At 60.9% G+C, this 15765-nt stretch carries 10 protein-coding genes; all 10 read right to left on the minus strand.

What is annotated here, in order from left to right:
- Positions 1-14: 14 nt before the first annotated feature.
- The gene (locus tag BLU24_RS21130) at positions 15-1085 is read right to left on the minus strand and encodes a class I SAM-dependent methyltransferase (protein WP_093103514.1); all 1071 of its coding nucleotides are present in this window, start codon (positions 1083-1085) and stop codon (positions 15-17) included.
- Positions 1082-1933 (minus strand): NAD-dependent epimerase/dehydratase family protein, encoded by an 852-nt coding sequence (locus BLU24_RS21135; RefSeq protein WP_093103517.1) that lies wholly within the window; start codon positions 1931-1933, stop codon positions 1082-1084. Before BLU24_RS21135 ends, BLU24_RS21130 begins: the two co-directional genes overlap by 4 nt.
- On the minus strand, positions 1930-3156 hold the full coding sequence (locus BLU24_RS21140) for a class I SAM-dependent methyltransferase (protein ID WP_093103520.1): 1227 nt from the start codon (positions 3154-3156) through the stop codon (positions 1930-1932). The genes BLU24_RS21135 and BLU24_RS21140 overlap by 4 nt, the downstream gene beginning before the upstream one ends.
- A complete protein-coding gene (locus BLU24_RS21145) occupies positions 3153-3713 on the minus strand; it encodes a dTDP-4-dehydrorhamnose 3,5-epimerase family protein (RefSeq protein WP_093103523.1) in 561 nt (186 codons plus the stop codon). The genes BLU24_RS21140 and BLU24_RS21145 overlap by 4 nt, the downstream gene beginning before the upstream one ends.
- Entirely contained in the window at positions 3710-4792 is a 1083-nt protein-coding gene (rfbG, locus tag BLU24_RS21150; protein WP_093103526.1) for a CDP-glucose 4,6-dehydratase, read from the minus strand. Before rfbG ends, BLU24_RS21145 begins: the two co-directional genes overlap by 4 nt.
- Entirely contained in the window at positions 4774-5547 is a 774-nt protein-coding gene (gene rfbF, locus BLU24_RS21155) for a glucose-1-phosphate cytidylyltransferase (RefSeq protein ID WP_093103530.1), read from the minus strand. The genes rfbG and rfbF overlap by 19 nt, the downstream gene beginning before the upstream one ends.
- A 797-nt stretch (positions 5548-6344) precedes the next feature.
- The gene (locus tag BLU24_RS21160) at positions 6345-8279 is read right to left on the minus strand and encodes a calcium-binding protein (RefSeq protein ID WP_093103534.1); all 1935 of its coding nucleotides are present in this window, start codon (positions 8277-8279) and stop codon (positions 6345-6347) included.
- Positions 8280-8432: 153 nt separating this feature from the next.
- Positions 8433-12020, minus strand: coding sequence for a glycosyltransferase (locus tag BLU24_RS21165; RefSeq protein ID WP_093103537.1), 3588 nt, complete (start codon positions 12018-12020; stop codon positions 8433-8435).
- 108 nt (positions 12021-12128) lie between these two features.
- Positions 12129-13697 (minus strand): flagellar hook-associated protein 3, encoded by a 1569-nt coding sequence (locus BLU24_RS21170; protein ID WP_093103539.1) that lies wholly within the window; start codon positions 13695-13697, stop codon positions 12129-12131.
- A 13-nt stretch (positions 13698-13710) separates the two neighbouring features.
- The gene (gene flgK / locus BLU24_RS21175; protein ID WP_093103541.1) at positions 13711-15756 is read right to left on the minus strand and encodes a flagellar hook-associated protein FlgK; all 2046 of its coding nucleotides are present in this window, start codon (positions 15754-15756) and stop codon (positions 13711-13713) included.
- Between the last annotated feature and the right edge of the window lie 9 nt (positions 15757-15765).

A 15765-nucleotide genomic window follows, 5' to 3' on the forward strand; every position in this document is an offset into this window, starting at 1 on the left:
GGTCATCTCAAGGGTCACTGGAACGAAGCGCTGTCGACGGCGTGATAGACGTAGCGTCCACCGGTCATCCGCTTGATCTCTTCGAGGTAATTGGAATTCATCACAAACAGGTTGGCGCCTTCGGGCAGCGCATCCATCGCCTCTTGCGGCGACGACACCCGCGCACCGCTCAACGGCAGATAGCGCCCCTGCTTGGCCGGGTTGATATCGACGACGCGGTCCACCGCGACACCGGCACGTTGCAGGAACAGCGAATAGATCACGCCTTTGGACGAAGCGCCCCAGATCGCCGAGCCCTGCTCGGGGGCGGACTGAATGATCTGCACCGCGCGGTCGAGGCTGGCGGTGAAGCCATCCGGCAACGTCAGGCGCGGCACCGGTTGCTGCGGAGTCAGGCGCAAGGTTGCCAGGTCAGCGACGATGTACAGGTATTGGCCACCGAACAGATGACCAGCCTCGTGCACGCTGCCGAACAGACGGCGCAGGTCATCGAGGCGGAAGTAATTGACGTGCTCATAGAACAGGTCGAACCAGGCCTTGTGTTCGAGAATCCAGTCGAAGCACGGCACCTCGATGTAGATCTGCCCGCCCTGATTGGCCTCGGCGATCACGGCGAGGAAGCTCACCGGGTCCTGGATATGCTCCAGCACATGGCGCAGAACGATGGCATCGGCGGCCAGCCCCAGGCCACGGGTGAACGGTGCCTTGATCACGTCGGCGTTCTCGCCTTCGTAAGCCGGGTCAATGCCGGTGATCGAGTAGCCCAGGCCCTTGAGCAGTTCGAGGAAATAGCCCTTGCCGCAACCGACCTCGATCAGTTCCCGGCCCTTGAAGTGCCTGGCGATAATGCCTTCGACGTCGTTCAAGTGCTTCTGGAACTGGCCGGAATGCGCCTGCTCGTTCTGGTAATCGGCGTCGTAGTTGAGCTTGTCGGCATCGAACGCGGCATTGAAGATCAGACCGCTGTGCTCGTCCTGCACCAACAGCATGTCGGCACTCGCCGACGCCTGCGCCGAATCCGCGTCGGCAAAGGTGCGATTCTGCAACACCGGCAGGTCGGTGACCCGATACAACTCGTGCCTCATTGCGGCTCTCCCAGTAACTGTTGCAAGCGCTCGGTCACCGCCCAGAACGCCAGCGGTTCGTGGCTCGGATAAGGGTAATGACCAAGGTTCAATTCGATCGTCGCGCCGCGTTCGCGTCGACGCTGCTCAACCAGCGCGCGCACCGAAACCGCTTGGCCGCTGGCGCAATTGATCACACCGTTGAAATGCGGTTTTTGCACGATTGCGGCGAGGTAACCGGCTGCCTTTTCGATCGGCAGAAAATCGCGCAACTGCTCACCGGCCGACATGTTGAATGACGCCTCACCGGCATCGAGCGCCCGGTCCAGTGCTGCGAGCAGGCTGTTGGGGTTCTGCCCTTCGCCGTGCAAATAGAACAACCGCGCCCATTGCAGGGTGAACGGCCGTTCCTGCTGCAGATTCTGCAGAAACAGGTGCAGCGTATGTTTCGCCAGACCGTAAGGATTACTCGGGCGTGGCTCGGTTGTTTCACTGAGCGGGCCGCTTTGCATGCCGTATTCGAAGCAGGTGCCGGTGACCAGAACCTGCTTTACGCCGGCCTCGACTGCGCTTTTGATAAAGCGATAATCGGCCATCAGGTTGTGCTCGAAATGGAACAGCGCCCGATAGTTCGGCAAACCCGGCCAGGCCAGATGCGCCAAGGCATCAATGCCAGCGGTCAACGCGCCGACATCGAGGTCAGCAGCATGAATATCCGCGGCGACGAACTCGACGTCGTTGATCCACGGCATGCCTTGCGCGGTTTGCGCATTACGCGCCACCGCACGCACTGCGCAGCCGCGCGCCAGCAACGCGGCAACCAGATGCCGACCGACAAAACCCGTGGCGCCCGTGACCAAAACCTTCACAGCACTTTCAACTCAGGCACGGCGATCACGAAACGCCCGTCCCACTGACGAACCTGCGCCAGTTGCTGACTGACTTCGTGCAGCAGATTCCATGGCAGCACCAGCACGTAGTCCGGCTTGTCGATGTCGATCTGCGCCGGCGCCACGATCGGAATGCGGCTGCCCGGCAGAAATTTGCCCTGCTTGTGCGGGTTGGCGTCCGCGACCCAGGCCAGCAGGTCCGGCTTGACCCCGGCGTAATTGAGCAAGGTATTGCCCTTGGCGGCCGCGCCGTAACCGACCACCCGTTTGCCCTCGGCCTTGGCCTGCAACAGAAAGCGCAGCAGTTCATGCTTGATGCGTTCAGCGGCGGGCGCGAGGGTTGCGTAGTACTCGGCGGTTTTCACCCCGGCGTCGAGTTCGGCCTGCAATTGTTGCTGAACGGCCGGTTGTACCGCTCGGCGCTCGCCGTCCTTGCGCTGCACGAACACCCGCAGCGAGCCGCCATGGGTGCTCAACTGGCTGACGTCAAAGACTTCCAGGCCATTGCGCTCGCACAAAGTCTGCACGGCGGTCAACGACAGGTAGGAATAGTGTTCGTGATACAGCGTGTCGAACTGCGCGCCGGCCATCAGCGTCAGCAATTGCGGAAATTCGAACGTGGCGACGCCGCTCGGCTTGAGCAGCGTGGCAAAACCGCCGAGGAAATCGTTGATGTCCGGCACATGCGCAAGCACGTTGTTGGCCGCCATCAGGTCAGCGCCCCAGCCTTCGCTTTGCAGCTGCGCGGCGGTGTCACGACCGAAAAACAGTTCACGAATCTCCAGGCCCTTCTCGCGTGCCGCCTGCGCTGTGCTGCGGGTTGGTTCGACGCCCAGGCAGGCCATCCCGCGGGCGGCGACGTATTGCAACAAATAGCCGTCGTTGGCGGCGACTTCGACTACGCGGCTGTCGGCGTTGAGACCGAAGCGCTCGACCATCTCGGCGACATAACGCTCAGCGTGGGCCAGCCAGGTGCTGGAGAACGAACTGAAATAGGCGTACTCGGCGTCGAACAGGCTGTCGGCGCGGGTGTAATCCTCGGTCTGCACGAGCCAGCATTGCTGACACACGGCAACCTTCAGCGGCACCCACTGCTCGGCCTGCTCCAGCCGATCGGCATGTACATAGGCGTTGGACGGTGGCGAGGTGCCGAGGTCGATCAGCGGCAGGCTCAGCGGTGCAGCGCACCCACGGCAGTTCATAGACGCACTCCAGCAAAGTGTTGATCGAGCGCGGGATGGCTGGAATCCCGCGCTGACAAATTATTGACAGGCAACGGCCAGGCAATTGCCAGCCGTGGGTCGTGCACCGACATACCGCCCTCATGCTCCGGCGCGTAATCGGCGCTGTGCAGGTAAAGCAGTTCGGCGTCTTCGCTGAGGGTCTGGAAACCGTGGGCGAACCCCGCCGGTATCAACAGACTGCGGCCATCGCCCGCCTTCAAGTGCTCGGCGTGCCAGTGCAAAAAGGTTTCCGAGTCAGGACGCAGATCCACCGCGACATCCCAGACTTCGCCGCGCAGGCAGGTGATCAGTTTGGCTTCCGGGGCGTTGGCATTCTGATAATGCAGCCCACGCACACTGCCCTTTTCGCGCGTGCAGGAATGGTTGATCTGGCGGATATGAAATTCGCTGCCGAACGCACTCAGGCTGCCCTCGCAGAACAGCCGGGCGAAGTGCCCGCGCTGATCTTCGAAACGCTTGTGCCGGACGCTGAACAGCCCGGCCAGTGGCAACGCCTTCAAGGAGATCTCGCTCACAGCGCGCCTCGGTACAGTTTCAGTTGGCCGAGGGTGACGTTGCGCATGTCATCGCCGTTCTGCCACGCCAAGTGCCAGTCGAGGGTCTGGGTCAAGCATTCCTGCAAAGTCCAGCGTGGCTGCCAGCCTAGCAACTGGCGGGCGCGGCTGCTGTCCAGACGCAGTAGACCGGCTTCATGCAACTCGCTTTTTTCAATGCGCAGACCGCGCGCCTGCGGCCAGCGGCTGGCGAGCAATTCGACAACTTCGCCGACGCTGCACATGTCCGCCTCACCGGGGCCGAAATTCCACGCACCGGCATATTCCGGGCCTTGCTCATAAAGACCTGCGGCCAACTGCAGGTAACCCGCCAGCGGTTCCAGCGCGTGCTGCCATGGGCGCACCGCTTGCGGGTAACGCAGGGTCACCGGTTCGTCTGCACTCCAGGCTTTGAGCACGTCGGGAATCAGTCGCTCCGGGGCAAAATCACCGCCGCCCAGCACGTTGCCGGCACGCGCGGTGGCCAGGGCCAGGCCATGCTCGGCGTGCTTGTCCGCCGGGAAAAACGACGCGGCATAGGACTGCGCCAACAGCTCGCAACAGGCCTTGCTGCTGCTGTACGGGTCGTGGCCACCGAGGGCTTCGTCTTCGCGGTACGGCCACAGCCATTCTTTGTTGGCGTAGACCTTGTCGGTGGTCACCAGCACGCAGGCGCGAACGCCACCGACCTGACGAATCGCTTCGAGCAGGTTCAGCGTGCCCATGACGTTGCTCGAATAAGTACCGAGCGGATCGCGATAACCTTCACGCACCAATGGCTGTGCGGCCAGGTGCAGAACAATCTCCGGCTCGGTGTCGGCAATGATTTCCAGCAAGGCGCCGAGATCGCGCAAGTCACCGCGCTGATCGTTGATGCCCTCGCTGACTCGCGCCAGTTGGAACAGGCTCGGCTCGGTCGACGGGTCCAGCGAAAAGCCGCTGACTTGCGCGCCGAGGCTTTGCAGCCACAGGGTCAGCCAGCTGCCTTTGAAACCGGTGTGTCCGGTGACGAGAACGCGTTTGCCGCGCCAGAAATTTGCACTCAGGCCCATTGCTTCCATGGGGCCTCCCCGCTCTGCCACAGCGCTTCGAGATGATTCTTGTCGCGCAGGGTGTCCATTGGATGCCAGAAACCTTCGTGTTCGAAGGCTTTCAACTGTTCGTCTGCAGCCAGACGCGCCAACGGCTCGGCTTCCCAGGTGGAGGCATCATCGGCGATGTACGGCAACACCTTTGGCGAGAGCACGAAGAAGCCGCCATTGATCCAGCCCCCATCGCCGCGGGGTTTTTCGGTGAAGCCCAGCACTTGATCGCCTTGACGCTCAAGGGCGCCGTAACGGCCCGGCGGCTGCACCGCGGTGACGGTCGCCAGACGCCCGTGGGCTTTGTGGTAGTCGACCAGTTGAGCAATGTTGATATCGGAAACGCCATCGCCATAGGTGAAGCAGAACGCTTCTTCATCCTGCAAATAACGGCCGGCGCGCAACAGACGACCGCCGGTCATGGTTTCTTCACCGGTGTCGATCAGGGTGACGCTCCAGGGCTCGCTGTAGTTCTGGTGCACGTCCATGCGATTTTCGCGCATGTTGAAAGTGACGTCGGAGGTGTGCAGGAAGTAATTGGCGAAGAAGTCCTTGATCGCATAGCCCTTGTAGCCCAGGCAAATGACGAAGTCGTGAATTCCATGGGCGGAATACTGCTTCATGATGTGCCAGAGAATTGGCTTGCCGCCAATCTCGATCATCGGCTTGGGCTTGAGGTGCGACTCTTCACTGATGCGCGTGCCGAGGCCACCCGCCAAAATTACTGCCTTCATCGTCTCCCCTCTTGTTCTGCAGCGGGCTGCGCATGGCTTTGTTGAGCGTTGCGGGCCTTGCGGCGACACCTTTTGCCGTTCCGGGCTCAGGTGAAATAACCGCGAGCGCTCGTTTTATGGCGATTTGAGGGGGACTTGCAGGAAACGCGCCAGCTCCAAAATCACTGGCAACGATGAACACCAAGCCGGAGCAAAATCAAAAGCCCCTCACCCTAACCCTCTCCCAAAGGGAGAGGGGACTGGTGGATGCGAGGACTACGCCGACTCGAAATACCGAGTCGAACTCAAGTTTTGAACGGCTCACAAATCGGCTCCCTCTCCCTCGGGAGAGGGCTGGGGTGAGGGGCGAGTCCACCGAAAATCTCAAGCCATGCGGCGCTTCTAACCACTCAACAATGAGCGCCAGCTCGAGTGCTCTTGATCTTGCGTCACCGGCGACGTCGGAAGGCTGAGTGGAGGGACCGATCCGGGCGTAGGAGCGCAGCGACCGTACGACGAAGTCGTACACAGCGGACGTAGGTGCAGCGAAGCAAACCGTAGCCGCTGCGCCCGGATCGATCCCGCAGCGAAGGGACCCGAGCCTGCGAGGGCCGAACGCAGGAGCAAGCGTTTTGGGTTACCTTTTTGGCGTTTGAAAAAGGTGACTCGCCGTAAGGGCGAAACCGCCAGCCGCCACACCAAAAAAAACGGATATTCACCCAAAAACCCAAGCGCCTGGTCGGCCCAGAGGCCGCCAAGGCCAAAACAAAAAAGGGACGAACCCAAAGATTCATCCCTTCTTTCAAAGCCCCCGACAACTACCCGAACATGGCAAACCCATCACCACCCGCAGGCAGCTCAAAGACCTGACCATCGGCCGTCTGAACATGCTCGATGGTGGCAAATCCCGCATACCAGTCCACCAGCCGCACACCATTGTCCGGTACGCCACTGCTACCGTCATTGGCACTGTGCAGATAAACATCATCGCCAACACGGGTCACGCTCAACTGACTGGCGTCAGCGATCGTGTTCAGAATCAGCGTGTCGTGGGCATCCAGCCCTTCATCCTTGATCGTCACCAACGCCGACGTGTCCACCACATAGGTATCATCGCCCTGCTCGCCAAACCCGCTGCCGCCCACGCTCGACGGGCCGGCGCCGTTGAAGATCAACACGTCATTGCCCTGCCCACCATAGGCCACGCCTCGTCCGAGGGTAATGTTGTCATTGCCTTCATCGCCACTGACCCAGGTAAACAGACCGTCGCGCGCAGCTATGATGACGTCATCGCCCAAGCCACCAAACAAGGTGTCGGACTGCCCGGCTGCATCGAGACCGGACGCCAGACCACCGTAGATATGATCGTTGCCTTCGCCACCCTGAATCTGGTCGTCACCACCACCGCCTTCAAGGACGTTGTCGCCCCACTCCCCTTCCAGAACATCATTGAACTGGCTGCCGCGCAGGCCTTCGATGTCGATGTAGACGTCATGGAAGGCGATACCGCTCTGCACCCCCCAATTCAGCGAGGCGCTCAAGCCTTCAGCGCTGTCGTCATAGCTGACGATGTCGATACCGGCGCCACCTTCAAAGTTATCGGCCCCCGCCCCGCCCAGCAGCACATCGTTCCCGGCCCCGGAAACGATCGTGTTGTCGCCGTCATTGCCGTAACCGGTGAAATCGCTGCTGCCGGTATAGGTCAGCAGCTCAACGAACGCACTCAGCCTCAACTCGGAGAGGCTGGTGTACACATGATCGGTACCGCCCATGAAGCTGTCGTCTTCTTCGACAGTCACACCGGTGCTGTTGATCGTATAAACGTCATCACCGATACCGCCAGCCACCTTCACACCGCTGGCGTTGACGACAAAACGATCGGCGCCTGAGGAACCGATAACCTCTTCCACGTTGAGCAGCGTGTCACCTGCAAGGTTGCTGCCATTGCCAATCACGACATTGGCTACGTCGAAGGCGTAGCGGTAACTCACAGTGTCGTAGCCCTGCGCACCATCGATACTCATCGAGTCCTTGTGACGATAAATCACATCATCGAAGCCCGAGCCCTGAAGCGCTTCGATGCCGGTGAAGATATCGCCATAGGCGATGGTCAGGCCGTCGTAGTTGGTGAAGTCTTCGACTCGCACCCCTTCAAGGCTGTCGCTGTAGCTGACGGTGTCGTAACCGTCCCCCCCAACGAAATGATCGGCACCGTCACCACCCCACAGCCAGTCGTTACCGGCACCCGCGATGATCTCGTTGTCGGTGTCACTGCCGTAAGCCTTGAAATCACCGGTCCCCGTGAAGGTCAGCTTCTCGACGAAGCCAGCCATCTTGATGCTGTTGAGGCTGGTGCGCAGTTCGTCGTAGCCGGCCCAGTCCTGCTCGACGATGGTCACGTCTTCGGCGCTGACAATGTAGACATCGTCACCACTGCTGCCTTCCAGCGTCACGCCAGCTACCGAACTGCTGAACGTATCGTTGGAAAAGGTCCCGACGATCTTCTCAACGGACACCAGCGTATCGAGCTTGCCGTCGGGGCCGGCGACGGTGGCCGCACCAGTGGCTAACTGGACATTGATCCCAGAGGTTATTGCGTAGTAATTCGCAGTGTCGAAGCCGTCCCCGCCATCAAGCTCATCCGATCCCGTACTTGCCAGGAGGACATCATCCGACTCCAGTCCATAGAGTTGGTCATTGCCGTCGGTGCCCGACAGGACGTCCGCTTCACTCGTTCCATTCACGACTGTCATCACATCTTCCTTGCGTTGTTGTTGAAACCGGATCCGTCAGTGCGGGCATTGCCTGGACAGCGCGCATTCCCTCGCCTGATCGACTCGAACAAATCGTTGAGCCTGTAAAAAAGGCGACCCGAGAGATCGCCTCAAATGAAGCCTTGCGACAGATCAATCTGCCAGCCAGCCGTATTCCCAATGCCGCAGGTTATCGCCGCGCAGCACGTAGTCGCGCAGCACCACTTCACGCAATTCATCGCCCATGCGGTAGCTGGCATCCGGATCAGCCAGATGCATGCGGATCGCTTGCAGCCACTCATCGGTCGTGTTGGTCTTGACCCGTGTGCACGGCAAGTAACCGCGATAGGCCTCGGTGTCGGTGCAGACCACCGGATAGCCGCAGGCGCCGTACTCCAGCAGGCGCAGGTTGCTCTTGCAGTCGTTGAAGATGTGAAACTCCAACGGTGCCAGAGCCAGATCAAGGTTCAGGCTGGCCAGTTTTGCCGGATACACATCCAGCGGGATCACACCGTGAAATTCGTGCATGTACGGCAGCAAGTCATCCGGGCACATGCCGAAGAACACCCAGTCGACTTCGTTGGCCAGTTCGCGTACCACCTCGGCAATCACCGCCAGATCGCCATGGTGACTGGTGCCGCCGCCCCAGCCGACACGCGGTTTTTTCGAGGTGCGGCGCTGACTGCGCAGATGCCCCCACAGATCCTTGGCCAACATGTTCGGCACCACGCGAATGTCGTGATGCATGTCCGACAGCGCGTTGGCCAGCGGCGCGGTCGAGACCACCACGCGATCGCACAAGCCAATCGCCCGGCGCACCATACGCTCCATGTCTGACTTGCCCGGCATATTGCGAATGTGCGCATTGCGATGGGGAACATCGATCACATAGTCATCGAGTTCGAAAATCCGTCGGGCATTGAAGAATTTCTTCAGCGGCGGGATTTCATCGATGGCGTGCTCCGAGTAGCGCCCCTGCAGGACGATCACATCGGGCGACTGACGCTCGATATCGATGATCGACGGCAAGCCGTAGCAGATTCGCCCTTCCACGCGGTTGGCTGCTTCCAGCTCGATCAATGGCTGGCTCATGCGGTAGTGACCGATGGCAGAAGCGTTGATCGGGACCGCGAGCACGTTCGGCAGTTGTGCCTTGGAGAAGGCACTCCAGCCGGTACGCAGGCCCGGTTCGAGACTGAAGTTGGTGGCGCCTACGCCCTGCAACGTCAGGTTGACGTTATAGGCTGGATCGCGCGCAACCAGTGGTAGCCAGCGTTGATAGAAGGTGTCCTTCTCCTCGGCGTGCTGCGCTTGCTCTTGCTCCGTCGCCGCGATAACTGGCTGCGTGCCCACCGCCAGCACGGCGTGCGGGTTCATTACCACCAGATAACCGTCGCGGCCAATGCGCAGACACAGATCCACGACATTGAGCGTTTGCTTGAAATCCTGCTCGTCCAGGCCGCCGGCCGCTTCGAATACCGATTTGCGAATCATCAGGCAGTCGCCACCGACCGCGCTCAGATCATGCACAGCCTGCAGTCGGTGCATATACCCATCCGACTGCATCGGCTGGCCATAGAACGGCAGTCCCGCCGGCCCATTCAGACCCAGGATCAGGCCGGCGTGCAGCACGCCACCGTCCGGGTTGAACAGCTTGGCGCCCACCACCCCGACTTCAGGGCGTTGTGCATGATTGAGCAGTTCGTCGAGCCAGTCGGCCTGGGTGATCACCGCAAAGGCATTGAGCAGCAGCACATACTCACCGCGCCCCTGGCGTGCGGCGAAGTTGTGCACGGCAGCGGCATTGTCCTTCTGCGCACACCGCAGCACGCGAATCCGGTCGCTGCCCAGCTGCGCCATGCCGTCCAGCCACGCCAGCGCTTCGGCGCTTTCGCTGCCGTTGTCGACCAGGAGCAACTCGTACTCGGTGTAGGCGGTTTTCTCCAGCAGCGTTTCGACACAGCGCTGCAAGGCGGCAGTCTGATCCTGAGTGACGATGATCACCGACACCAGAGGGCGCTGCGCGTGGCGGTAGTCGACACGATTGAGCGGCCCGTTCTGGCGGATTTCATGAGCAATGCCGAGGCGCTGCAGATGCGCCTCGAGAATGCGCGGACTTTGCTCCACCACACCAGGCTCGGTGAGCCATTGCGACAGGTCGAACTTGGACTCCAGCAGTACTTCAGCGACGTGGCCAATGACGTGCAGACCATCGCTTTCGGCCATCCGCCACAGCATGTCGTGTGGCGCCAGTTCGGCGAATGTTGGCGCAAACCCACCGAGCGCGAGGAAGCGTTCGCGCTGGAATGCCAGCGCTCGGCCGACGTATGGATAACTGCGCATGAGGTCGAGGTTGAAGTCCGGTTTGAACGCCGGCTCCGCCGATTCGCCGTCGCGCAGGCTGCCTTCATCGCTGTACAGACACGTCAGCGACCGCGAATGCGCGATGCGATCGGCCATCACCAGCAATGCCGGTGCCACCGGGCGATCGCCCGGTTGCAGCAGATAGAACCAGTCGGCGCCTTCGAGTTGCGGCAACAGCGTATTGATCTGCTCCAGACCGTCATCCTGCAACGGCATGTGGAATACCCGATCCTGCAACTGCGCTTCGGTACAGGCGACGGACAGTACCAGCACCAGCTCCGGCGGATAGTCCTGGGCAGCGAGCGCTTGCAGGGTGCGCTCAAGCCCGTCGCGGCTACCCTGCGCATCGATGACGATCGGCACGATTCTCGGCTGCTGCGGCCAGCCCGCAAGGGTCTCCGGCAACCATTTTCGCTGCGTCTCGGTCAGCACCCGACACGCCAGCCACTGCGCATAGAGCTCGCCGAAACTGAAGCTGTCGACACCCACGCCCATTTCCTGGCGGCTTTGCTTGGTACCCAAGGTACGGCTCAGCGGCAGTTCGTCCCAAACGCGAGGCAACTCGTCGGCCTTGGTCAGTCGCACGTAGCGAACCCAGCCCTTCGCGGGCGCCGACTCGCCGCTGCGCACTTTGAGCATTTGCGAAAGCCACTCGCGCTCAACCTCGGCAGCATCCTTCATCGGTTGCTGCGCGCTCAAACGCTCAGGGTAAAGTCGCTCGGCGCTCAGAACATTGTTGGACGTCACCATGTTGCCGCGTCGCAGCAGACAGACATACAAGGCAAAATCCAGGGTCGCAACGAAACATGCACCCTCTTCAGTGAGCGCCGGCAACAGTTCGGCGACATCGGCACGCCGGAACAACGCACTGCTGAAGCCGCCGAGGACGTTGACCGGGAATTTTTCGAAAATGCTCAGCACATCGTCGCCTTTGAGCAACGCGCTCACGGGTGATAGCGAGCTGTTTTCCAGACGGGCCGGCAGAATGATGTCGTTGGCGTCCCACAGCAGCCGTTGAGCGATCACCAGACTGACTTCTTCGCGCTGTAACTCATGGGCTTGCTGTTCGATGCAGGCCGAATAGAGCAGGTCATCGTCACACAGGAATTTGATGAAATCGCCGCGCGCCTGCTCGAGGCAGACCTTCAGATTGCCCACCAGCCCCAGGGTCTGCGGGTTGCGAACGTAGCGCACCTGCGCCCCGGTTTGCTCCCTGACCAGCCTGACGATGTCCATGATCTCGTCACCACGACTGTCATCGCACACGACGATGTCGAGATTGCTGTAAGTCTGGCTGACGGCACTGTTCAACGTCCGCTCGAAAAAACGCGGATTGAACGCAGGAATGGCAATGCTGACGAGGGGGAGTGAATTCACGGCGGGCTCACAGGCGGTACGAGCCCGCTCGGAAAAACGAGCCCTTGGTACCGCAAAAATCATTAACAGAGGGACAAGATCAGCGGGCGCTCACGCGCCCGCTGCCCGTCAGATCTTGTTGAACAGACCCAACTGGCTGATCTTGCTGAACGCCAATTGCGAGGCTTGCAGCATGGTCTGCTGCAAGGTCAGGCGGGTCATGACTTCGGCCGGATCGGAATCGCGGATCGAGCCTTGGGTCGTGGTGTTCGCCGTGCTCAGGCTGTCGTTGGTGATGGCCTGCATGTCCAGTGCCTGACCGCGCGCACCGATGGTGGTGACGGCGGTGCCGATCTGATTGGCGGCGGCGTCGATGTTGCCGAGGCCCGCCTCCATGGCGCCCTGCAGTTTCTGCTTGGCAACCGGATCGCCATCGACCGGGGTGTTCAGCGCCGTGATCATCTGGCCCAGGGTGTCGAGCACGTTCTGGGTCTGGTGATTGTTCGGCTGGATCGAGAACTGATCGCCAGTCGCTGGTGTACCGCCGAGGGCGAAGGTCACACCGGCAGCGGTCGCGTTGCCACCGACCACGGTGCCCGAGGATACCGGCTTGCTGTCGGCGGTCACTGGCGCTGCGTACAGATCGAAATCGGTCGCGCTGGTGAACTTGAGGACTGCCCCACCCTGCGGGAATGCGGCGGTATACGCAGCCTGGTCGGTGATGGTCGAACCGGTGATCACCGACGTCGAGGTATTGCCCGGGCTGCGCGTGGTGGTGAACGAATCAGGCGTGCTCGACAGCTGGAAGCTGTGCCCGGCAATGACTGCGTCCGGGTTGGTGTCGCCGGCCTTGAGGTTGACGTTCAACTTGAGGTCGACGCCACGGAAACTGACGGTCTGGTTGGCACCGCTGCTGTTGCTGATCAGGCCGTTCTGGCTGGCTTCGGCGGTGACGTCATTACCCAGGGCATCGGTGATTTTCAGCTGGGTGCTGCTGACAAAATCGATGGTATACGGCTGACCGGCGCTGAATTTGGCATCGTAGCTGGCAGCAGTGCCGACAGTGCCGTTGGACAGCACGACACGGCCGTCATCCACAGCGGGTGCGGTCATTTTGGTGTTGGTGCGACCGGTGTTGATGGTTTGCTGGAAGGCGTCCCAACCGGTGGTATTGGTGCCGACAGTCATGCCGTCGCCAATGCCCAGATTGATGGTGGTCTGGTCGCCGTTGTAACTGAAAGTGCCGTCGGCGTTTTTCGAGTATGGCGCGGTGTCGGTTTTCGAACCGGAGAACAGGTAGTTGCCGTTGGCGTCCTTGGCGTTCATCAGGCCCAGCACTTGTTGCTGGATCTCGCCCATTTCCGAAGCGTAAGCCTGGCGGTCCTTGTCGGTGATCGTGCCGTTGTTCGCCGCCAGCGCAAGCTCTTTGGCACGCGCCAGCGCCGTGGTGATCGAGTCCAGCGTGGACTCTTGCACGTTCAGTGCGCTTTTGGTGGTGTTGACGTTGGTCTTGTACTGATCAAGCATCGCGGCCTGCTGGCCCAGTTGCAGCAAGCGCCCGGCGCCGATCGGATCATCCGCCGCGGTGTTGATGCGCTGCAGGCTGCTCGCCTCGCTGGCGGTGGCAACGGCCTTGTTGAAGTTACGCTGATAGTCCGAAGCTTGCGTTCCGTAATACTGAGCGGTGGAAATGCGCATGAATTACGACTCCTTAAAGGCTGTTGATCAGCGTGGCGAAAGTTTCCTGCGCAGCTTTGATGATCTGCGAAGACGCTGTGTAGTACTGCTGGTATTTGACCAGGTTGCCGGTTTCTTCATCCAGGTTGACCCCGGACAACGAATCGCGCGCGCCCTTGGCGTTGTCCAGAATCGCGCTGGTTGCAGCGCTGTCGGACTTGCCCTGGGCGGTCTTGGTACCGACGTTGGTCACCAATTTGTTGTAGGCGTCAGTCAGGCTGATGCCCTTGCTCGCCGAACCGGTGTCGACGCTTTGTGCGGTTTGCAGGCCGACCAGTGCCTGCGCGTTACGGTTGTCCGAAGACGCCGCACCGGTCAGGTTCATGGTGAAGGTCTCGCCGGATTTCGGCGTGCCGCCCACGGTGGTCTGCACGGTGAAGGTTTTCTGCACGTTCGGCGTGACAGTCGTATCCATCACCGGGTTGCCGCTGGCGTCGACGATGCCGACTTTCAGATTCAGGGTGTTCGACTGGCCCGGAACGATGGTGCCGGTGCCGATGGTCGCGCCTTTGGCGTCCACCAGGTTGTACGACTGGCTGCCGCCGCTGGTCGCGCCGAATACCAGTTTGACCGGCGTCGAATTCTTCAGCGCCGCCTGCATGTCGGCCTGGGCGGTCGGGTTGTAGATGTCGATCTTGTCGCTGAGCGTCGGCTGGGTGTAAGTGCCCAGACCGTTGGCGCTGGCGACACCGGTCAGCGGACCGGCCGCAGCGATTTTCTTCGGATCGGTGAGCACCGTCTGGATGCTCGCGGCTGCGTTTCTGGTCGGCGTGACCTTGAACGAGTCACCGGCGCTCAACGCACCGCCGTTGAGCGCGAGGGTGAAACCGTCGATCACGGGTGGCGGGTTGGTCGTAGTGCTGAATGCGCCCATGTCGGTGCCGTCGGAACGCTTGACGGTGTAGTCAGTAGCGCTGGTGAACGTGACCTGATAATCGCTGGTGGTCAGCTTGCCGGTGTCCTTGATGGTCACATCGAGGTTGCCGGAACCGACGCTGTTGCCATCTTTGGCAATGCTGCGCTGACTGATCAGCGCGGCACTGTTGATGTTGTTGAAAATCGCCGCGCCGAAGTCACCGTTCTTGTCGATGCCCTGGGCTTGCTGGCGGTTGATCTGATCGGCGACCACCAGGGCCACTCGGCCCAGCTCGTTGAGCGACGGGTCGAGGACTTCCTTGCGATAGGTCAGCAGACCGCCGATTTCGCCACCGCTGATCACCGAGGTGATGTCGATGGTGCTCGAACCGCGGTCCATCTGAATGGCCATGCGCGACGGATCGTCTTTGCTGGCAACCATGCTCAGGGTGTTGGTGGTGTTACCGATCACCAAGGGCTGGCCGCTGCCGACGTAGATATCGAAACTGGTGCCGCGCTCCACCACCTGGGCGCCGGTCAGCACCGACAGTTGGCGCACGGCTTCGTTACGGCTGTCGAGCAGGTCGTTCGGCGCGCCACCGCTGGTGGAGATCTCGCCGATCTTCTGGTTCAGGTTGGCAATCGAGGTCGCCAGCTTGTTCACCTGGGCGGTCATGTCGCCCAGGCTGCCGTTGATCGTGGTGTTCTGGTCGTTGAGTTGCTTGGCGATGGTATTGAAACGACTGCTCAAAGCCTGCGCACCAGTCAACACCGATTGGCGCGAGGTGTCATCGGTGGCCGAGGTCGACACGCCCTGCAGCGAAGTGAAGAACTTCTGCAGCACGCCGGTCAGGCCGGTGTTGGTGTCGGACAGCATCGCGTCCAGCGGCGTGGCCTGGGCCAGGTACGACGCCGCTTCGCTGTTGAGCGAAGTCGCGGTGTGCAACTGGCTTTCCAGGTACGAGTTGTACACCCGGCGCACGTCGGCCAGGGTCGTGCCGGTGCCGATGAACACAGTGCCGTACTGCTGCGACGACTTGGTGCCCTGTACGGTTTGCTGACGCGAATAACCGGCGGTGTCGACGTTGGCAATGTTGTTGCCTGTCGTAGCCAGAGAGGACTGGCTGGCCGACAGTCCCGACATCCCGATATTGAGCAAACTCATGGTTCAGAC

Origin of the sequence: Pseudomonas sp. Z003-0.4C(8344-21) (assembly GCF_900104975.1) — a bacterium.
Classification (GTDB): domain Bacteria; phylum Pseudomonadota; class Gammaproteobacteria; order Pseudomonadales; family Pseudomonadaceae; genus Aquipseudomonas; species Aquipseudomonas granadensis.

What these genes read in the sequence shown, in the direction of transcription:
- BLU24_RS21160 (WP_093103534.1), bottom strand. Translation starts at nt 8,279, where the DNA reads ATGACAGTCGTGAATGGAACGAGTGAAGCGGACGTCCTGTCGGGCACC.
- rfbG (WP_093103526.1), bottom strand. Translation starts at nt 4,792, where the DNA reads ATGGAAGCAATGGGCCTGAGTGCAAATTTCTGGCGCGGCAAACGCGTT.
- BLU24_RS21140 (WP_093103520.1), bottom strand. Translation starts at nt 3,156, where the DNA reads ATGAACTGCCGTGGGTGCGCTGCACCGCTGAGCCTGCCGCTGATCGAC.
- rfbF (WP_093103530.1), bottom strand. Translation starts at nt 5,547, where the DNA reads ATGAAGGCAGTAATTTTGGCGGGTGGCCTCGGCACGCGCATCAGTGAA.
- flgK (WP_093103541.1), bottom strand. Translation starts at nt 15,756, where the DNA reads ATGAGTTTGCTCAATATCGGGATGTCGGGACTGTCGGCCAGCCAGTCC.
- BLU24_RS21170 (WP_093103539.1), bottom strand. Translation starts at nt 13,697, where the DNA reads ATGCGCATTTCCACCGCTCAGTATTACGGAACGCAAGCTTCGGACTAT.
- BLU24_RS21130 (WP_093103514.1), bottom strand. Translation starts at nt 1,085, where the DNA reads ATGAGGCACGAGTTGTATCGGGTCACCGACCTGCCGGTGTTGCAGAAT.